Source organism: Paenibacillus sp. 19GGS1-52 (assembly GCF_022369515.1).
Taxonomy (GTDB): Bacteria; Bacillota; Bacilli; order Paenibacillales; family Paenibacillaceae; genus Paenibacillus_AQ.
This window is the reverse complement of sequence record NZ_CP059724.1, coordinates 4474231-4496017: the sequence shown is the minus strand read 5'-3', so window position 1 is coordinate 4496017 and position 21787 is coordinate 4474231. Positions and strand designations below refer to the sequence as shown.

Sequence of the window (21787 nt, the reverse complement as noted above, 5' to 3'; positions counted from 1 at the left end):
AGATTACAGAGCGAGAATAAGTAAGAGGAAGAAGGAGCTGAAGCACTTCCTGTACCCTTCGGCTCTAATGTCCAATGAAAGTAGTGATACATTTGAAAGAGCTAGAGAGTAGTAAGAGAGCTGTATTTTTCGATGTGGATGATACATTATACAGCCAGTTTGCTTTAACTAAGGCTGCGCTACATGCCGTACTAAAGCTGCCGGATACATTTCCTTACGAGCAAGCTTATTTTCGAATCGGTCAGCATAGTGAGCGGTTATCTTTAGAGGGTAATCTTTTACAGGTCTCACCCCATAATGAACAGTCCAGATTGATGAGAGAACAGCGCTTTATAGACGCGCTAGCAGAGTTTGGCATAAGCATAAGCCAGGCACGGGGCGCAGAAATTCAGCAGCACTATACCCGGCTTCAGGAACAGATGATGCTGTTTGAGGGTGCGGAGGAGCTACTGGGAAAGTTGCTTGCGAAGGATTATGTAGTTGGCATTATTACGAATGGTAATGAAGAGCACCAGTGGAAGAAGATCCGGACTCTCGGTCTGGAACGTTACATACCCATTGAGCGGATCTTTATTTCCGGGGCTGTGGGATATACGAAGCCAGACCCCCGAATATTCCAGCTAGCCAATGAGCAAACCGAAACGGCTCCGCGCAATTGTATCTATATAGGAGACTCTTGGCAGAAAGACATTGCTGGTGCAAACGCAGCAGGGTGGAGTGCGCTCTGGTTCAACCCTTTGTCGGCTACCTCTGACTCTAATTACGAGCCTTATGCAGTTGTAAGCAGTTATGCGGAACTAGCGAAGCTATTGATGTGATAACTTAAAGATCAATTAAATAGGGCTCTAGTAAAAATCAGTGGTTGACTAAACGTGCGTAGCGGCTCTACTCACAACAGGTCAACTGCTGATGTGGCTGTGAGCCAAAAAAGGAGCCTATCTTAGCTTAAGTTGTGTCCACTTTCTTGACAGAGTTCCAGAGTTCCTTCTATTTCTACGAGAAGGGGCTGTCCCATAAGCCATGAAATGGCTGCTTGGGACAGCTCTTTTTTGGAGTCAGATAGACATTGCGCTTGTGAGGACGCTCCGCGAACGGACCGTTGTTTCAATCGCTGTGGTCTCCAGATTTTTTTCATTCCCCTTAGCGGTGAAAATCCGGAGACCAAGGCGAACGCTATCGCTTTTCCACAATCGTTCCGTCCTCTCCGCTGTTTAAGCGGGACTCGTATCTACAATCCTTCTAAAAATCATAAAAAAAGAAACCTTTCTTTGTTAAAATGGAAGTGCGACCAACCATTTTAAATCAAGGAGAGGTTTCTTTTGTACATTCAATATACCATGGACCAACTTTGCTTGCCAATGGATTTAGAGGACGACATTCCAGAACATCACCTCGTTCGTATCGTCAATGCCGCCGTTAACCGGCTGGACGACGGCATTTTTGACGCGGCCTACCCAGGTGGTGGCCGTGACAGCTACCATCCTAAAATGCTGACCAAAGTCATTATTTACGCCTACACGCAGCGCATCTATTCCTCTCGCCAAATCGCCAAATCCATTCGGGAGAACATCCCCTTCATGTGGCTCGCCGGTCGGCAGCGGCCAGACTTTCGGACGTTGAATCGATTTCGTTCCCAGCGGATGAAGAACGTTCTCGAAACCGTATTTACCGCCGTGCTTCAGTTTCTGGCTGACGAAAAATACGTTTCCCTAGAGCATTACTTTGTGGACGGAACCAAAATCGAGGCGAACGCCAATCGCTACACGTTTGTTTGGGGGAAAGCCGTCAGTAAACACAAAGTCAAACTGCAAGATAAGGTGCAGGCCCTGTTCGCTGACATTGAAACGGAAGAAGAACAGGAAGAACAAGAGAATTCAGGCAAAGACCTGGCTGAACTCGGCACAGATTCCGAAGTGAGCAGCGTGAAACTTGAACAGGTGGTGCAAAAGCTCGAAGCTCAGCTGGCCCAAAAACCGAAAGACAAGCCCTTAAAAAAAGCTGTTCGGACGCTGCGCAAGGATTGGCTTCCCCGACTGCTGAAGTACGAACAATACCAAAAGCTCCTTGGTGACCGGAACAGTTTCAGTAAGACAGATCCAGATGCAACGTTTATGCGGATGAAAGAAGACCACATGCGAAATGGCCAGCTGAAACCGGGATACAATGTGCAAATCGGGACCGAAAACCAATTTATTTTAGCCTACAGTTTACACCAAAGACCGACCGACACCCGCTGTTTAGAGCCGCATATGGAAAAAGCGCAGCAGATCCTCGGAAAACTGCCCAAGACAGTCATTGCGGATGCAGGCTACGGCAGCGAAGAAAACTACGCCTATCTGGAAAAGAAAGAGATTCAGGCGGTGGTGAAGTACGGCAGCTACCACAAGGAAAAGAGCAAAGCCTGGAAAGCGAATGTTGGTAAAATCGAGAACTGGACATACGATGCAGCCGAGGATAACTGGACGTGCCCCGCCGGGGAAATGCTGCATTTCCGCAGAGAAAGTAAGGAAATCTCACAGAGTGGATATGAAATTCACAAACGTCATTACCGAAGTCAGAGCTGCGAGGGCTGTCCGTTGAAGGAACGCTGCACGAAGGCAGCTGGAGATCGGGAAGTGGTTGTTAGTATGGAACGACTGCGTTACCAAAAGCAGGCTCGGGAGATCTTGCGAAGTGAGGAAGGTTACGCCCTGGCCGTACGCCGAATGACGGAACCGGAAAGTGTATTTGGACAACTGAAAAATAACCGGGGCTTCCGGCGCTTTCTGCTTCGCGGCATGGAAAAAGTGACGCTTGAGGTCGGGTGGCTTTCGCTTGCCCACAATTTACTGAAGCGAGCAGCCATAGACCAAAAACATAGAGCAGCACACCTCCAATAACAGGAGGTGTGCTGCTCTGTTGACTTTTATGCTTTTGAAATTGAAGGTGGCCTGTCTCTGCTCGTAGAAAATCTACTTTTGAGACAGCCCCTTCTTTTTATGTGAGAAGCATTCCTTTCATGGATCGTAAGATATCACCTAAATTGGATAGAAATCGCCATCGACGAACACTTAGCGATATCTTATATTATTACCATTATTAGTTAGTTTATAGTCAGCACTCGAGGTTCGGTCACAGTAACTTGCGATTAAGGTTGGTAGTTTTGCCTGTTTACGCAAGAGGTTGAGCGTTCTTTTTGCTGCGAAAGTTAAGATTACCTTGCGGCTATTATAAACTCACAACTAGTAATAGGGAGTATTGTGATACCCAGTATTGAGTCTCATACTTCAGATTCAGGAGGCGAGTATTATAAGGAGAAAACTATAAGGAGAACATTTATGAAAGCGCATACGAAATGAGAGATTAGCAGAATGCTCTTAAGGGAGCACAGCTCCAAAAAATCCTGGGAGGTGATTGTTAATGATGGCAGCACATAAAGCTTCTATTAGAAAGTTAGTTCTGATGTATTCTTTAATTGTTGTTTTGTTTATAGGACAATTGGCGTTGTTTCCATCCGTTAGCTCAGCAGCAGGCAATTTAGCTCAAGGGAAGGTCATAACCTCAAGCTCGGTTGGAGATGTATATGTAGCGGGTAATGCCAATGACAGTAATCAAGGGACATACTGGGAGAGCGCAAGCAATGCTTTTCCACAATGGTTAAAAGTTGACTTAGGTAGTAACAGCAGTGTGAATCAGGTTGTGCTCAAACTGCCTGCGGCTTGGGAAGCAAGAACGGAGACGCTTTCCGTGCAAGGCAGCACGAATGACTCTGCTTACAGCGATTTGGTCGCCGCAGCCAGTTATACCTTTAATCCGTCCAGCAGCTCCAATACGGTGACCATCAATTTTACGGCAGCAAACGTTCGCTATGTCAAATTGAACTTTACTGCAAATACAACTTGGCCCGCAGCGCAGGTCTCAGAATTTGAAGTTTATGGCACAACATCCGCTCCTACAGGAACCTATGAAGCGGAAGCTGCTGCATTATCCGGTGGTGCCAAAGTCAATACAGATCATACTGGCTATACGGGAAGCGGGTTTGTGGATGGCTACCTGACTCAGGGAGCAACTACCAGCTTTAGCGTTACTGTCTCCTCCGCCGGCAACTATGATGCGCTGCTTAAATATGCAAATGCGTCCGGCGGTGCCAAGACGCTCAGCATCTATGTAAACGGAACGAAGATTAAACAAACTACCCTTGCCAATCTGGCGAATTGGGATACTTGGTCAACCAAAGTTGAAACGCTGGCCTTAACTGCTGGTGTTAATACAATCACCTATAAGTATGATTCGACAGATACGGGCAATGTGAATCTGGATAATCTGAGTCTGAGCCCGGCGGCAACGCCAACAGCTTCACCAACGCCGACAGCAACACCTACTCCAACTCCAACCATAGCTCCAACAGCTACTCCTACAGCTACTCCTACACCGACCGCAACACCAACAGTGACACCTTCTGCCTCACCGACCGCAACGCCTACAACAGGACCGGGCGCAAACCTGGCGCTGAGCAAGTCTATCAATGCTTCATCCTCCATATTTACCTTCGTGCCAGCCAATGCGAATGATGGCGATGTTACGACTTATTGGGAGGGTGCAGGCGGAAGCTATCCGAATACCCTGACCGTAAGTCTTGGTGCAAATGCCAACATTACCTCTGTTGTATTGAAGCTAAATCCCGCCACTGCTTGGGCCACCCGCACTCAGACGGTGGAGGTGCTTGGACACAATCAGACAACGGGCGCGTTCTCAAGTCTTGTTCCGGCGACCGTCTATACCTTCAATCCAACAACTGGCAATAGCGTGACTATACCGGTTACAGCAACAGCCAGCGAAGTACAACTGAAATTCACTGCCAATTCCGGCTCTAGCGCGGGTCAGGTTGCAGAATTCCAGGTTATCGGCACACCCGCTGCCAATCCGGATTTAACCGTAACAGCAATGTCCTGGAGTCCTGCTGCTCCAGTGGAGACAGATGCCATTACGTTAACTGCTGCTGTCAAAAATAGCGGCACCGCAGCTTCGGGTGCGACGAATGTTAACTTCTACTTGGGAACTACACTGGCAGGAACGGCTCCGGTGGTTGCTCTGGCAGCCGGTGCTTCGACCAATGTATCGCTTAATCTGGGTGCCAAGGATGCGGCAACCTATGCATTAAGCGCAAAGGTTGATGAGAGCAATACGGTTATTGAATTGAATGATGCTAACAATAGCTTCACTAATCCAACTTCACTAACAGTAGCTCCCGTATCCAGCTCCGATCTTATCGCTTCCTCGGTTAGCTGGACACCAGGCAATCCTGCCGGTGGCAATGCAGTCAGCTTCTCGGTAGCTATTATGAATCAAGGAACAGCAGCTTCAGCCAGCGGTACGCATAACATTACGCTAACCGTTACTGACGCCACTACCAATGCAGTGGTCAAAACAATGACTGCTTCTTACAGTGGGGTAATTGCCAGTGGAATTACGACTGCACCGATCAGCTTGGGTAGCTGGACAGCAGTCAATGGTAAATACACTGTGAAGAGTGAAATTGCAGTGGATGCTAATGAGTTGGCAGTAAAGCGGGCTAACAATATTCAGACCCAATCACTTTTCATTGGCCGTGGAGCCAACATGCCTTACGATATGTACGAAGCGGAAGATGGAGTTGTTGGCGGAGGAGCAGTTAAGCTTGCGGCCAACCGCACGATCGGTGATCTTGCCGGTGAAGCCTCGGGCAGAAGAGCAGTCACGCTGAATACAACAGGCAGTTATGTTGAATTCACGACTAAAGCCAGTACCAACACCCTCGTAACCCGCTTCTCTATTCCGGATGCAGCAGGTGGGGATGGCACAAATGCTACACTTAATATTTATGTGAATGGCGTCTTCACCAAGGCGATTAGTCTAACATCCAAGTTTGCATGGCTGTACGGCTCGGAGACAGCGCCTGGAAATTTGCCAACAGCTGGCTCTCCACGCCATATTTATGATGAAGCAAATATCATGTTCGACAGCACTGTACCTGCCGGAAGTACGATCAGACTGCAAAAGGATACAGCCAATACCTCGCAGTATGCGATCGACTTTGTCAGTCTGGAGCAGGTAACACCGATTGCTAATCCAGATCCGGCCAAATATGCGGTACCTGCTGGCTTCACGCAGCAGGATGTGCAAAATGCGCTGGATAAAGTACGCATGGATACAACCGGCAACCTTGTAGGGGTATACTTGCCTGCTGGTACGTATGAAACCTCTAGCAAATTTCAGGTCTATGGCAAAGCTATGAAAGTGATTGGTGCGGGTCCTTGGTATACGCGGTTTGTCGCTCCAACTTCACAATCCAATACCGACATTGGATTTAGAGCAAGCGATACGGCCAACGGATCAACCTTTGCGAATTTTTCATACTTTGGCAACTATACCTCCCGTATCGATGGTCCTGGTAAAGTATTTGACTTCGCGAACGTCGCCAACATTACGATTGATAATATCTGGACTGAGCATCAGGTTTGTATGTATTGGGGTGCAAATACAGATAACATGGTGATCAAGAATTCTCGTATCCGCGACACCTTCGCCGATGGAATCAATATGACTAACGGCAGCACGAACAACCTGGTGTCCAACAATGAAGCCCGGGCAACAGGGGATGACAGCTTTGCGTTATTCTCAGCGATTGATTCCGGCGGAGCGGATATGAAAGACAACATCTACGAGAATCTGACCTCAATCCTGACCTGGCGTGCAGCGGGTGTGGCGGTTTATGGTGGTTATGCTAATACCTTCCGCAACATTTATATCGCGGATACGCTTTGTTATTCCGGCATCACCATCAGCTCGCTCGATTTTGGTTATCCGATGAATGGATTTGGCGCCTCGCCAACTACGAACTTCCAAAACATTTCGGTTGTGCGGGCAGGCGGTCACTTCTGGGGATCACAGACCTTTCCGGCGATCTGGGTCTTCTCAGCCTCCAAGGTGTTCCAAGGTATTCGGGTCAGTGATGTGGATATTATCGACCCAACCTACCACGGCATCATGTTCCAGACCAACTATGTCGGTTCAACAGCCCAATTCCCTGTAGCAGACACGATATTCACGAATATCACCATTTCCGGTGCGCAAAAGAGCGGGGACGCTTTCGATGCGAAATCGGGTGTCGGCATTTGGGCGAATGAAGCGGCTGAAGCCGGCCAAGGTCCGGCAGTTGGCTCGGTTACCTTTAACAATCTGAAGATCACCAACACAGTAACCAATATTAAAAATACGACTTCAACCTTTACAATTAACGTTAATCCGTAACTATTTTGATTACAGTTTGCATGAAAGAACCGCCTTCTGCTTAAATAGGGAGGCGGTTTTTAGGTTTGATTTCCTACGCCCGCTTGTCCCGCAAATCGACATGAAGTCGTGGTCGCGCTACAATGGAGGTTAAATAGCAGGAATGAAGGAGGCTCTCCCATGTCACAACTGGTAGTTAACAATATCACCGAACTAATCGGGAATACACCGGTAGTAAGGCTTAATCGGTTGACCGGACCTCTCGACGCAGAAATTTATGTGAAGCTGGAGCTCTTCAATCCCAGCGGCAGTGTAAAGGATCGGGCGGCATACAACCTGATTCGGCAAGCAGAAATAGCAGGATTGTTGAAGCCAGGGGGTACTATAATTGAACCCACGAGTGGTAACACAGGAATCGGGCTGGCGATGAATGCAGCGGCAAAGGGCTACAAGGCCATCATGGTGATGCCTGATAATATGACGAAGGAACGCATTAATATTCTAAAAGCCTATGGTGCAGAAGTTGTACTGACTCCTGCTGCAGAGCGAATGCCCGGTGCCATTGCCAAAGCGCTTGAACTGGGACAGCAGGTTGCCGACAGCTTTATTCCGCAGCAGTTCGAGAACAAAGCCAATGCAGATATTCACCGTACTACAACAGCGCTGGAAATATTGGAACAGATGAAGGGAAGACTGGATGTATTCGTCGCTACTTCCGGTACTGGCGGCACTATAACCGGAACTGGTGAAGTACTGCGCCAGCATCTCCCGGATATCCGGATTGTAGTCGTGGAGCCACAAGGATCGCCGGTTCTTTCCGGCGGCAAGCCTGGACCTCATAAGCTGGTTGGCACCAGTCCGGGGTTTATTCCGGCCATTCTCAATACAAAGGTTTACGATGAGATTGTACAGGTCTCCGATGAAGCTGCGCTGGATACTGTGAGAGCTATGGCTGCACAGGAAGGAATCTTGATCGGCCCTTCTGGTGGAGCAGCAGTATGGACAGCAATGCAGGAAGCAAGGCATCTTGGTCCAGGTAAGCGGGTGCTTTGTATAGCTCCCGATACCGGAGAACGTTATCTCAGCATGGATATATTCTGATCTTTCGCCTGGAGGATGCGTATGAATAGACATTTAGGGAGTTTCTTTGTTCTTCTTATGCTGGTAGGCTGTACAGGTCCAAATACGAATACAGCTGCAGTAGATCCGACCCCGATACCTACACAAACGCCTACACAAACACCTGCTTCAACACCTTCTCCAACAGTGGAGCTTTCGTCTGCTTATCTAGAAACGGGGCATCTAGGGGCGACTTTCGGTTTTGCCGACGGGGAAGGCAAGCACCTTCTTGTTACGGGGCAGGATGAAGGGAAACAGCAGGAAATGGCATTGTTGAATAAAGCCATTGGTAATAATGGCCAAGTGCTCGATGTGAAATTTGAGAAATGGCAGGCAGGGAACGAGCAGAATAACGGCAGAGAGGTGGCGCTTAATTTCACTAATCTGCCTGGATATCTTTTTACTCTGCAAGAAGGAAGTGCAGTCCCGGATGATGAAACCTATTATATGGTAGATGCTGCGGACTTCAATCTGCAGTCGCTTTTACCGGTAAAGCCAGCGGGTGTGAATCAGGAATCAGCAACGGCAGAAGACAGTGTGCGAGGCAGTATTGCGGAAGCAAAAGGTCGTGAAGTCTTGCATCTATGGAAGCTTGCCGATGTATCTGTAGAGCAGGAGCTGTATCTCGTTCAATTTGTAAAACAAGACGCTAATATGCTATTCAGCTTCGTGCTCAAAGATAGTAACGGGTTAGTCTTTGCCGATTATCCCGCTGTCTTCCAGGATGATGGGAATTCGGTGTGGCGGGTGGATGATGGGGGTGAAGTCACACCGGAGATGTTCTCAATATTATTCGCAGCCCAAACTGCAAACGGTCTGGTGCTTGGGCTGGAGTGGTGGGGAGCGGAAGGGGTGAACTCCCTTTTTCTGCATAAAGATGGGAACTCATTCAAAGAGATGGACATCCAGTATAGCCGCTACACTTCACCGATATAAGGTTGAACGGGTGCATCGTAAGATGCATCTGTTTTTGATGGAATTGCCCAAACAAAGCCTATTCGTAATTTTAAATACTTATATTTGTAACATTATTAATACTTAGATAGCCTGAATAGCCCGAAAGAGTCATGTGAATCATGCGGGAGCGATGATATTGTTATCCGTAACGTTAATGGGAGGGGACAGCAACGTATAAACGAATCAAGTTAATGATCCTGCTGATTCCTACGCTGATGGTCGGGATCTGGGAGATATTGCGCCATCAGCTTCTAATGCCTTATCTCTCCATGAATATGGGCAATTATTTAACGCCAATTCTCGTGTTTGTATTCACTATTGTTTTGCTCGTTCCCTTGTTCTCGATCATGGAGCGCAACCAGCAGGAGCTGGAGCGGGAACGTGCGGCGAAGCATGCCATGGAGGCTCGGGAAGGACTGGCCAGGTCGCTTCATGACGGGATTGCCCAATCCTTATTTCTGTTATCTGTCAAAATCGACCGTCTGGAGCAGAACCGTAGAAACGGTGAAGTCAGCGAGGAAAGTGTGCATCAGATTCAGAAGACCGTGCATGAAGTGAATCATTATGTGCGGCAAGCGATCGCTGACCTGAAGGTTCCTTTCTCTGACCCGCAAACGCTCTCACTGGAACAGTCGGTACAAGCCCAGCTTGCTGGAATCGCCAACGAGGTAATGATTGAAGTTTCTCTGGATTGGAGCCTGCCCGATGATATCTTCACCCCTTTGGAAAAGGTCGAGCTGCTGTCCTGCATCCGTGAGGCGATTATTAACGTGCGCAAACACACTCGGGCAGCCAAGGTTTCCATCTTCGGAAATGGTGACAAGAAGCAGTGGAGAGTTGCGGTTGTGGACAATGGCGGAGGTTTTGTGCAAGATCCCTATTCCGTGAGTGGCAGCTACGGGCTGCAGATCATGCAGGATCGTACCGAGCAGATGGGTTGGAAGCTGCAGCTGGAATCGGGGAGTGCAGGGACACTTGTAGAGATTACAAAAGGGGGATCTTCATGATGAATCGCTGCCGTGTTCTTGTCGTTGATGATCATGCGCATGCGCGTGAAGCGATGTGCGAGATTTTGTCCATGGATGATAGCTTTGAGGTGATTGGGGTAGTGGAGAGCGGTGCTGAAGCTATTGCATTTACAGGCCAGTGGATGCCTGATCTCATCCTGATCGATATTGGGATGCCGGAGATGGATGGGCTGGAGACCACGCGGCGCATTAAACAGGAGTATCCCTATGTCAAGATCGTTATCGTTACAGTGTCCGATGATATCGCCTATTTATTCGAAGCGTTGAAGCAGGGGGCACAGGGCTATTTGCTCAAAAATCTATCCCCCTCCACCTGGATTCAATATCTGCAAGCCATCGTTAGTGAAGAGGTTCCGCTTAGCCGGGAGCTGGCTTTTCAAATATTGAAGGAGTTCGCGGTTACCTCTCAGAAAGAGGAAAGAGAGGCATTGACCGCGCGCGAGAAGGAAATACTGAGCTGTGTGTCCTCCGGTTCGCCGAATAAGGAGATTGCAACAAACCTCGGAATATCGGAGCATACGGTAAAAAACCATCTCAAAAACATTCTGCAAAAGCTCCAGCTTCAAAACCGGACGCAACTGACGCGTTACGCTATGGAGCAGGGCCTAGCCTCGCGAGAGCGGGATTTCCCCCATAAAAAGAAATAGATAGCATCCTAAATAACGAAATGAGGGCTACCTTGAAAAGCTTATATCGTAAAATAATGACTCTAATCGCCCCTTCAGCAGCAGTCCTGCTGTTGTTCGCGGCAGTCGCCAGTGCCCATGTGTCGGTCGTTCCGGCACAATCGAGTACTGGAGCATGGGAGACTTATACCTTAAAAGTTCCTTCAGAAAAAGCTGTGGCTACAGTTCAAGTGGATCTGCGTATACCCGAAGGCGCAACATTCAAGCAATATGAGCCCACGCCAGGCTGGGATGTTAGCATCGAAGGTAATAAGGTTAGCTGGAAAACAACCGGAGCAGGGATTCAAGCAGGACAATTTCAACGTTTCTACTTCACTGTCCAGAATCCTGCTGCTGCGGGTGAACTCGCATGGGACGCTTACCAGCATTATGCGGACGGAAGCCTAGTAGAATGGTCCGGGGACGAAGCAACAGAAACGCCGCATGCGATTACCGCGATTGTTCAAGCTGTAGCTGGAGACAGTCATTCCCATGATTCCATGGATATGGACGGGGTTGAATCGATGGTGATGGATGAACACGAGTCAACATCACCTGCTTCACCGCTCGTTTATATTGCTTTAGTAGCCGCGTTATTGGCGCTGGTGCTAGCTATAGTTGCTGTATTCAGACGACGGAGTGTGTGAGTTTAATATTGAAAGGTTTTGTTTCTCAACAAGTCCTGATGACCCTAAGGGTTATCGGGGCTTTTTGATGATTAGGACTTATAGAAATAGAAATAGAAATAACTTCTACTTAAGATGTCTTCGGTTCCTGCCGATAAACTTTTAGAGACCTAAATGCCAATAATATAATTAATTAGCATACCTATCACAGGCAATGTATACGCATTCATTATTTTCGCATCTCAGACGGATAGGAGGCATTCTTATGTTTAGGAAAGAGCAAACACGCAGGTTCGGGAAATTTATTCTATATCTCATGAATTCTTCCACATTAATTACCGTTTCTATTTTTGCATTATTTATCACCCTGCTCATAGCTGTAGTCATTATCCCCTTGGCTCATTTTGGAGCGCAGTCTGTAGCACAATCTATTCTAAGAGAAATGTTCTCTCCCGGTTTTCTCAAAGATCAGAACATTAGGGGCTTGGAGTATATGCAGGATGGACAGCACACAATGGACGGGTTGAAGCATACAATCAAGCAGCAGGAGGAAATAATATATCCACTCCCAATGGAGAATGGGGATGAGACCCTTAATGAAGGAAGGAAAAAAGAAGGTCTCCTGCATATTCATGCGGTCGACATTATTGTTGAAATTAAGGGTGAAAATATATTTATTAGCAGGAATCTGCTATCAGCAGTAGAACAGGGCAAAGAGGTGATGGTTGAAGAGAATGTATTGATGCGCTACTTCAACAGACCTTATTCCGCCCCTGTGTTAGATTCGCTTCATAATGAAATCGGGAGGGTAACGACACGTATTTATCCGCCGCTTTTGGTGATGGCTTTTTCCACTATTTCAATTGTGGTAATTTTGTTAGGCATGCTTTGTTTGGTTGTTAATTACCTATTGAGCAGATGGTTGATTGCACCGATGATACGTCCGCTTGCACAATTAAGGGACCAATTTCAGAAGTTGGCGGATGGTGAGGTGTCGGAGGTGTTCGAACAGGGTCTACAAATGGATAAACCTTATGTGGAAATCAAAGAAATCGCTGATCAAGCGAGTCGTATTATAGCTAACACCAAAATGTATTTGGAGCAACTTCAGGATCAAAATGAAGAATTAGAAGCGCAAAAGGAAGAATTGGAAGCGCAACAAGAAGAACTGCAATTTCACGCGACAACGGACGGACTAACCGGGTTGTTAAACCGTAGGCATTTTCTGGACATAGCTAGGAAGAGATTGAGGGAGGAACATGTGAATGTGTCATTAATGTTGTTTGATATTGATGATTTCAAGTGCGTTAATGATAGATACGGCCATATTTCCGGTGATCAGGTATTAACCGATTTTTCGCTTATCCTGCAGAAAGCTGCTGGCAACTGTACATTAGTGGGAAGATTCGGTGGTGAGGAATTTGCGGTGTTCTTAACGGGGATGGATAAACAGCAATGCAGCGAAATGGCCGAACATCTGCGGAAATCAATCGAAAGTGCAACCATACGGTTGGACATAGGTAGTCAAGTCAGGGTTACGACCAGCATTGGTATGGTATTTACTACGAGCGATAGAGTTGAAATCGAAGAGTTATACCAACGTGCTGATAAAGCCCTTTATGAGTCAAAAGAGACGGGGAAGAACAGAGTTACTCTAAATGAGCTAATCTCAATTTGATGGTTGTGTAATGCTTGTCTGACTATATAATCGAACCAAATACCAGTCAAAACACGGTTGTGTGTTTGAACTGGTATTTGGTTTGAACTGTGCAGCTCGTGTAGTAACTATAACCGTTTGCGTTTATAGAAGGTGATGAAGGCTGCACTGAGAAGCAGAACAACGATGGCTATTCCGGTTGTGACAGCTTCACTTACACTGCCTTTCGGCTGCGTTGCTCCGGTGCCACCAAAATCGCCACCGCCCATACCACCGCCAAAGCCGCCACCACCACCAAAGTCGCCGTTACCCATGCCGCCGCCATCAGGAATGGCCGGTCCGCCTTGGGCACCCGGAACTCCACCAGCCGCTCCGTTAAATCCACCTTGGTCTATCGCCGGTGGTGCTTGCCCGTCTGTGGCCGTCTGCCCTCCAGTTGCTGGCTGCGAATTGGCAGCCACCTGTCCACCAGCCGCCGGCTGTGAACTAGTGGCCGCCTGCCCGCTAGCGACAACCGGCACTACCGTTGCACCCTGGGCAGCACTAGCCGCCGCTTTCCCGGTAGTTGTATCAGCAGCCGTCCCTGGTGCCGCACCGCCCATGCCGCCGCCCATACCGCCGCCCATACCCCCACCACTGCCTGTTCCGTCACCGGAGGAAGGGATGGTACCATCGAGCTGCTGAGCGATATTTTCATTCGATTTGCTCATGAAGGTCTCTACAGATGTAACTCCACTTTCATATTCTGCATAGGTATAGAAGGAAGAAGGATCATTTTTAACATAGCTGGATATCAGGGTTGTCAGCTCTTTGATTCTGGCTTGGAACGTTTCATCCTGCAAATAACCAGTAGTCATCGCGCTGATAATCTCATGATATTTTGCTTTATATTCGTCATTGGCCAGCAGCTTCGCGATAAGTGGCCGTTCAGCCAAAGCGCCCTGAGTCGGTTCATCAATCAGCGTATCCGAGCTTCCGAGCCCGCCGAAGGCCATATTATAATCCCATGGCAGGATGGAGAAGATCCCATCGTCTTCATATAAGTAATAGTTCTGCTTATTGCTGCCCAAATAACTGTCTGTATTGCCAGTTACCGCATTCAGCGCGATATATTTCAAAGATTCTTCGACATCGATATATTTCTCGTAATCGGTGCCGTTATTCAGCTCATTTAGCATATCGAGAACGATGTCATCGTTAGACTTTTCAGATTTCATCTCGAGCCCCGTATAAAGCGAGGCGTCATTACCCAACCAGGTCAGATCGCTGCCTTGTCCGGTCATTATGCCTTTATAGAGAGCTCCGTAGGAGTTGCCAAAGTTTCGTTCCAGATAAGCGTCACCGATCTGCTCTACAGCGAGATAAAATCCCCATAGCTTGTCATTGACGTAAACGTTAACAAATGAGTATTTTGGTGTCGGCAGTCCGACGCTCTCTGCCAGTTCATAAGTCAGGAACTCGCGCAGATATGAAGCATCACTATAATTGTTGTTGAGGTTGATTTTGGTAAGGCCGAAGAGATTCTGGTTTACATACTCATCAAAAGAAAGCTTGAAGCTGTAGCGGTCAGAGTCCGTCATTTGGACTACACTTCTGAGACTAAGGTTGCCTTTCGTCCGAATGGCTACATTGTCCATGGTGACCCCGTTATACTCGACGGTAGCAGTCTTATACTCCTCATTGCTTGCATTATCCAACATGTCCTGGAAGTCAGCAGGGTCCAGAGTGATTTTGACGTCAACTACCTTATCCTTAGGAAATACTTGCTCGTCCAGAGCTTGCTCATCGCTGGATTTCTGCACATCTGTTGCAGAGGTAGTCGTAGTAGACGGATTAGCAATCTGACACCCGGCTATAGCGATAACCAGCAGCAGGCTACAAAGACTCAGCAGGATCGGCTTAACTCTTGCCTTCATCTAAGACACAGCCTTTCATTTTAAGATAAGAGATTAGGTGCATTGAGGCTGGGTTAAGATACATAGTCGCCGCTATAGCTGATCAGAAGTGCATTTTTGACACCATTAATATCGGACACAGTGTTCACAAATCCACCTTCCTTATCATCCAGCCGAAGCTCCAAAGTCAACTCGATATTTCCGGCCATTACGGTCTTTTGTTTAATGTTGTAGCGTTTTACGGATTTGACCAAATGGTTATGTATCTCACGCTCACTATCGTCGCCGTCGCAGTTAATAACCAGCAAGTAGGGTGTTTCTACAGAAGAATGCTTAATGAACAGGAAGAGAATAAGACCGATAATTATGGAGCCGATGATGGCTAATGTAAAGAAACCTGCACCTGTGACGATCCCTGCTACTGCAGCCCAGAACAGGAAGATCAGATCGGTTGGATCTTTGATCGGAGTTCTAAAGCGGACGATGGACAACGCACCGACCATACCAAGTGACAGCACGAGGTTGGAATTGATGGCGATAATAACTGTTGCTGTAATCATGGTCATGCCCATTAGTGAAACGTTGAAGCTTTTGGAATATAACACGCCGCTGAATACACGCTTGTAGAGCAGGTAAATAAAGAAGCCGATGATAAAAGCGACTCCCAGTGTGATCAGTATTTTAGAAATGCTAATATCGGAAACAAAGTTATCAACCACCGAGTTTTTAATCATATCTGTAAAAGTGGTTGTGGTCGTGTCCGTGGCTTGCGCCGCCGGAGTGGTTGCTGCTGTAGCTGCTAGAGTAGTTAGTGTTGCGTTCATATCAATAATCCTCCCAAGTGTTGGTTTTTAGAAATTTGCGGCAAATAACGTATTTCGAAGCGGACTGTCTGTTCAGTCCCTCCAGTTGCAGCGCTAGCTTGATGTATTCCGGAATGTACTCATCGTATTTCACTTCAAAAATAATAAAGTTCTCATCAATCGCCCGGATTGGATGCAAATCCTTATTGAAGATATCCGTTCTGTGCAGCCCGGTACGTAAATCCTTATCAAACGTGATCCGTACATTGCCGTTATGGCAAACATAAGGTTCACGGACATAGTCGACAATGACTTTCGGCCGCAGCAGGTTATGGCGCATCTGATTGTATAGCTCCATAAATAGCGGACTGTCCGGAACATTCAACACCTCAAAATTGCCAGCCATGATCTCATCGTACATAGGTCTGGTCAGCGGCTCTTTGATCTTGGCGATATAATCGTCCATTTTAATTTTTTTCTCAAAGTGAATGATATTATCCTGAATGTTGTAAATACGAATCCGGTATTTGGCGCGTTCCCGCAGTCCTCCGAGCTTATCGGATAGTGCCGTATTATTCATGTCGTCAAAATACAAACTGCGAATGTGATATTCCCCGCGCTCATTGGCATGCTGGTCTGTATCAATCAGGCTCTGCAGTCGCTGGCGCAATATAAGGTATTGATGATAGTTAATGAAAAATTTCAGCTCATGCCGGAATTGAAGCTTCTTATTCATCTCTCACACCTCTTTTCTCTCTCAAGTAATCTAATCTCCAGAACCTATAGTAATGGGTGTACCTGATTATTCTATTAAAAGGCCCTGAAGGTTAGCTGAAAGTTTTACATTGCGTTAACAAACATCACGAACAAATTAGGTTTATATAGTATTTGATTTGACTTCTAGCTTGGCTGGAGGCTATCGTTAGTAAGAGAAGGTTAAGGAGGAAAGGCAAGTGAAGGACTACAAATCTATCATTATCATAGGAGCAGTTATTATTATATTGATCTTAGTAGTTGTTGGAATGGAATGGATCAAACGCTCGGACAGCCCTACCGCTTCCGCAGCACCGTATGATTTAGTGACTACCTTTAAGGGGGATGCCGGAACGAGCCGAGCATTTACCTGGTATACCGGGGACCCGGATGCAGCAGGTTGGCTTGAGATTGTTAAAGGAGTGAAGGCCTCTTTTGCTTCTGGTGACGTCCTAAAAGTAAAAGCGGACAGTACATCCTTAAAGACGGATACAGGCAAGCGAGGTGTACACAAAGTCGAAGCGACAGGGCTTGAGCCTGGGACAGCCTATACCTATAGAGTGGGCAGCGGAGTAGAGGGAGAATGGAGCACCACCGCTGTATTTACTACAGAGGAGAGCGGAAACGACAGTGTTACTTTTATCAATGTGGCGGATTCCCAAGGGGCTGCGGCAGCTGACTTCAAGCTGTGGGGGAACACCTTGGATAAAGCTTTCAAGACCTTCCCGCAAGCGCGCTTTATTGTGCATAACGGTGATTTGACGGAGGACCCGGAGGATACAGTAGGCTGGGATGAGTTCTTTGGCAACGTGCAGAGCCAGATTTCGAGTATTCCTTTAATGCCAGTTACGGGAAACCACGATGAGGTAGATGGTGTTGCAGATAACTTCACTTCACATTTTAATCTACCGGAGAATGGAGCTAAGGATTCGATTGCCGGAACCTCATACTCCTTCGATTACGGTCCCGTTCATGTAACGGTGTTGAATACCGAGAGCAACCTGAAGAAGCAGAGTGAGTGGCTGGAGGAGGATCTTGCAGGTACGGATAAGCAATGGAAGATCGTCGCCATGCACCGTCCGGCTTATGGAGGGAACACCTACAAGAAGGTGGAGGACTGGACGAAGATTTTTGACGATTATGAGGTCGATCTGGTCTTGCAGGGGCATAATCATGAGTATTCCAGATCCTATCCACTATTGGATGGGGCCATTGTGCCAGAAGGCGAGAACCCTGTGGGAGCCAAGCGAGGAACCGTCTATGTAGTGACCAATGCCGCGGGTGCGAAGTTTAATGAGAAGAAAGAAGATCAGTTCTATCACTTGGTTCATTTCCAGAACAATAAGCAAATGTTCGCGGGAATTACAGTCACCGGAGATACATTGACTTACCAGGCGTATGATGTGGATGGCGCGATGCTGGATGAGTTCGTGCTGAAGCATTAATAGTTTATTAGTTGACCTTTGAGAGTTATCTTCAAAGGTCTTTTTTTGAGCATTTATACAAAAAACAGAAAATGTATTATTTAATGAGAAAATGGTACGATAATAGGCTACTGTTTTCCGCTAAAAATAACCATTTTCACTAACTATTGAGAAACTATACATCTTATAATGAAAGCGTTAACAATAAAATTATAGGAGGCGTAAAACGTGATTCGTAACCGTATCCGAAGAATGGGATTAATCGTCTTGCTTTCCGCAATGGTAGGTTCTTTATTCTCAGCGTTTCCAGCTACTACCCGTGCTGCGGCAAGCGAAGCCTACAACTGGAAAAGCGTAGCTACGGGAGCTGGTGGGGGCTTCGTACCCGGGATTATTTTTAACCAGAGCGAGCCTAATCTAATTTATGCAAGAACAGATATCGGAGGGGCTTACCGTTGGAATCAGGCAACTGCAAGTTGGACTTCGATCAGTGATACTGTAGGCTGGGTGGACTGGAACAAGAATGGTGTTGACGCTCTGGCTACCGATCCTATAAATCCGGACAAGGTTTACATGGCAACTGGAACTTATACGAATAGTTGGGACAACAATGGTCAGATTATGCGTTCGAGTGATCGCGGCAATACCTGGCAAGTGACTACGCTGCCCTTCAAAGTCGGCGGCAATATGCCTGGTCGGTCGGCGGGGGAGCGTCTCGTCATTGATCCCAACAAGAACAGTGTTTTGTATTTCGGGGCGCGGAGCGGCAATGGACTGTGGAAAAGCACAGATTCCGGCGTCACTTGGGCAAAGGTAACTTCTTTCCCAAATGTCGGAACCTATATTCAGAACCCAACACTGGAATACGGCAATGATCTCGTTGGGCTGTCCTGGATTACTTTTGATAAGAGTACGGGCACGCTTGGCAATGCTACACAAACTATTTATGTAGGTGTAGCTGACACGGCAAGCAGTGTTTACCGGAGTACAGATGGCGGAGCCACCTGGTCGGCACTGGCTGGTCAACCTGCAGGCTATTTGCCGCATCATGGTGTTCTTTCATCGACAGGCGATCTCTATATCACTTACAGTGATGGCGTAGGTCCATATGATGGAGCTAAAGGTCAGGTTTGGAAGTTCAATACGACAAGTGGTGTGTGGACTAACATCAGCCCAACCACCGGCACGGATAATTGGTACGGGTTTGGCGGACTAGCGGTGGATGCCCAGAATCCGAATACGGTTATGGTGACCTCGTTGAATGCCTGGTGGCCGGATGAGGTTATTTTCCGCAGTACGAATGGTGGTGCGACCTGGAGCCGAATTTGGGATTGGGGCAATTATCCGGAACGGACTTATAAATTTAGTATGGATATCACCGCTGCACCTTGGCTTGGCAATGCTAGCAACTCGACTTCTCTTGACCCTTCACCAAAGATGGGCTGGATGATGGGTGATCTGGAGATTGACCCGTTCAACTCCAATCGGATGATGTATGGTACCGGAGCTACGATCTATGGTACGAATAATCTGACCTCTTGGGATTCTGGAGGAACAGTGAATATCTCGGTAATGGCTAAGGGTGTGGAGGAAACAGCTGTGCTGGGTCTAATTAGCCCTCCTTCAGGAACTTCCCATCTGATCACTGCACTTGGCGACGTGTCTGGCTTCCGCTATGAGACGGATTTGACACAAGTGCCGGCCAAAGCGCAAACAAGCCCTTCATGGGCAACAACAAATAGTATCGATTTTGCGGAGTTAAATCCGTCCTTCGTCGTACGGGTGGGCGGTGCGGACAAGGAGAAATCTCCGAGCATGAAATCGATCGGCCTCTCCAATGATGGGGGGACGAATTGGTACATGCCCAACGCTGAGCCCTCTAATGGAACTATAACTACGGCGGGTCAAGGGCAGGTTGCCGTATCTGCTAGTGGCACTTCCATTGTGTGGAGCACTTCGGACATTGGAGTATATTATTCCAAAAGCTCAGGGAACACATGGACTGCTAGTACTGGACTGCCAGCAGGAGCAAAAGTAGCTTCCGACAGAGTAAACACGAACAAGTTCTATGCATTCTATGCGGGAACCTTCTACATCAGCTTGGATGGCGGGGCAACCTTTAGTGCCAGTGCGGCAGCAGGCTTCCCCACAAATAATGTAAGCGGATTACAGCCGAACCAAGCCCAGATCAGCATAAAAGCTGTACCGGGAATAGAAGGGGATATCTGGTTTGCGGGCGGCAATACCGTTGAGAACATCTATGGTTTGTGGCACTCTACGAATTCAGGAGCGAGCTTCACCAAGCTGACGAATGTGCAGGAAGCCGATCTGATTGGCTATGGAATGGCAGCGCCAGGTCAAAGTTATATGGCACTGTATACCGTAGCGAAGATTGATGGCGTTCGGGGTGTGTTCCGTTCGGATGATATTGGCGCCAGCTGGGTGCGGATTAATGATGATGCCCACCAGTATGCCAAAATCAATATGGCGATCACCGGCGATCCAAGAATATACGGCCGGGTGTATCTCGGAACGAATGGACGGGGTACTCTGTATGCCGATCCGGTAAATCCGCCAGCCAGCAGTTCTACTATTACACCAACAACAGCGAACTTTGATAAGAAGACCGCGAATCAGACGGATATAGCGGTGACCTTAACCCTAAATGGCAACACTCTGAGCACAATCAAGAACGGAACGGTCAGTCTGGTAGCAGGGACGGATTATACCGTTAGCGGCTCAGTCGTAACGATCAAGAAAGCATATTTGGCTACCCAAGTCGCAGGAACAACAACGCTAACCTTTAATTTTAGCGCAGGAGTAGCACGAACATTGGCCGTGACTATAGTCGATACAACGGTAGCTCCAACGGCAACACCAACCGCTACCGCAACACCAACACCGACTGCAACCGCAATACCAACGGCAACACCAACGGCAACGCCGACTGCTACCGCAACACCAACGGCAACGCCGACTGCTACCGCAACACCAACGGCAACGCCGACTGCTACCGCAACACCAACGGCAACGCCGACTGCTACCGCAACACCAACGGCAACGCCGACTGCTACCGCAACACCAACGGCAACGCCGACTGCTACCGCAACACCAACGGCAACGCCGACTGCTACACCTACTACTGGGCTTAAAGTACAGATGTATAACGGCACCTTGTCATCTTCTGCCAATACGCTGAGTCCAAAGTTTAAACTGGTTAACACGACTACAAGCGCCATCACACTTTCAAATGTAAAATTGAGATATTATTATACGATTGACGGTGAGCAGACGCAGAATTTCTTCTGTGACTGGTCGCAGGCTGGAAGCGCGAATGTGACTGGAGTCTTTGTGAAGCTGCCCACAGCTAAGACTGGAGCGGATTATTATGTGGAGATAGGTTTTACTAGTGGGGCTGGGACCTTGGCGGCTGGTGCAAGCCTGGATATTCAGGTTCGGGTGGCCAAGTCAGATTGGAGCAATTACACCCAGACGGGAGATTATTCCTTTAATGCGGTGAGTACGAACGCAGTGGATTGGATTAAGGTGCCGGCCTATATTACAGGCAACCTTGTATGGGGGAACGAACCCTCCTAAAGCTAAATACGGATG

14 protein-coding genes are annotated in these 21787 nt (G+C 47.7%); 11 read left to right on the top strand and 3 right to left on the bottom strand.

What is annotated here, in order from left to right:
- The first annotated feature begins 74 nt into the window (after positions 1-74).
- The 9 genes from H1230_RS21015 (at position 75) to H1230_RS20975 (ending at position 13321) form a co-directional block, all read left to right on the top strand.
- Positions 75-818, top strand: a complete 744-nt coding sequence (locus H1230_RS21015; RefSeq protein ID WP_239711838.1) for an HAD family hydrolase — start codon at positions 75-77, stop codon at positions 816-818.
- Positions 819-1319: 501 nt separating this feature from the next.
- The gene (locus tag H1230_RS21010) at positions 1320-2879 is read left to right on the top strand and encodes an IS1182 family transposase (protein WP_239711837.1); all 1560 of its coding nucleotides are present in this window, start codon (positions 1320-1322) and stop codon (positions 2877-2879) included.
- A gap of 520 nt (positions 2880-3399) precedes the next feature.
- Entirely contained in the window at positions 3400-7269 is a 3870-nt protein-coding gene (locus H1230_RS21005) for a galactose-binding domain-containing protein (protein WP_239711836.1), read from the top strand.
- A gap of 159 nt (positions 7270-7428) precedes the next feature.
- Positions 7429-8349 carry a cysteine synthase A gene (gene cysK, locus H1230_RS21000; protein WP_239711835.1) on the top strand — a complete coding sequence of 307 codons (921 nt, stop codon included), beginning with the start codon at positions 7429-7431 and terminating at the stop codon, positions 8347-8349.
- 21 nt (positions 8350-8370) lie between these two features.
- Positions 8371-9303: a hypothetical protein gene (locus H1230_RS20995; RefSeq protein ID WP_239711834.1), complete on the top strand. Its 933-nt coding sequence runs from the start codon at positions 8371-8373 to the stop codon at positions 9301-9303.
- A gap of 212 nt (positions 9304-9515) precedes the next feature.
- Positions 9516-10331, top strand: a complete 816-nt coding sequence (locus tag H1230_RS20990) for a sensor histidine kinase (RefSeq protein WP_239711833.1) — start codon at positions 9516-9518, stop codon at positions 10329-10331.
- On the top strand, positions 10331-10999 hold the full coding sequence (locus H1230_RS20985) for a response regulator (RefSeq protein ID WP_239717447.1): 669 nt from the start codon (positions 10331-10333) through the stop codon (positions 10997-10999). Before H1230_RS20990 ends, H1230_RS20985 begins: the two co-directional genes overlap by 1 nt.
- Before the next feature lie 32 nt (positions 11000-11031).
- A complete protein-coding gene (locus tag H1230_RS20980; protein ID WP_239711832.1) occupies positions 11032-11664 on the top strand; it encodes a YcnI family copper-binding membrane protein in 633 nt (210 codons plus the stop codon).
- A gap of 244 nt (positions 11665-11908) precedes the next feature.
- A complete protein-coding gene (locus tag H1230_RS20975; protein ID WP_239711831.1) occupies positions 11909-13321 on the top strand; it encodes a GGDEF domain-containing protein in 1413 nt (470 codons plus the stop codon).
- 107 nt (positions 13322-13428) lie between these two features.
- Here the strand turns inward: H1230_RS20975 and H1230_RS20970 are convergent, their stop codons facing one another.
- The 3 genes from H1230_RS20970 to H1230_RS20960 are packed head-to-tail and all read right to left on the bottom strand — an operon-like array spanning position 13429 to position 16734.
- The gene (locus H1230_RS20970) at positions 13429-15216 is read right to left on the bottom strand and encodes a CotH kinase family protein (protein ID WP_239711830.1); all 1788 of its coding nucleotides are present in this window, start codon (positions 15214-15216) and stop codon (positions 13429-13431) included.
- A 53-nt stretch (positions 15217-15269) separates the two neighbouring features.
- Entirely contained in the window at positions 15270-16019 is a 750-nt protein-coding gene (locus tag H1230_RS20965; protein ID WP_481857085.1) for a DUF4956 domain-containing protein, read from the bottom strand.
- Position 16020: 1 nt separating this feature from the next.
- Positions 16021-16734, bottom strand: coding sequence for a polyphosphate polymerase domain-containing protein (locus tag H1230_RS20960; RefSeq protein ID WP_239711829.1), 714 nt, complete (start codon positions 16732-16734; stop codon positions 16021-16023).
- A 217-nt stretch (positions 16735-16951) separates the two neighbouring features.
- On the opposite strand from H1230_RS20960, the gene H1230_RS20955 reads away from it, so the two are divergent.
- Together H1230_RS20955 and H1230_RS20950 are read left to right on the top strand one after the other, a co-directional pair.
- Positions 16952-18196: a purple acid phosphatase family protein gene (locus H1230_RS20955; protein ID WP_239711828.1), complete on the top strand. Its 1245-nt coding sequence runs from the start codon at positions 16952-16954 to the stop codon at positions 18194-18196.
- Positions 18197-18427: 231 nt separating this feature from the next.
- Positions 18428-21772, top strand: a complete 3345-nt coding sequence (locus H1230_RS20950) for a X2-like carbohydrate binding domain-containing protein (RefSeq protein ID WP_481857183.1) — start codon at positions 18428-18430, stop codon at positions 21770-21772.
- Positions 21773-21787 lie beyond the last annotated feature (15 nt).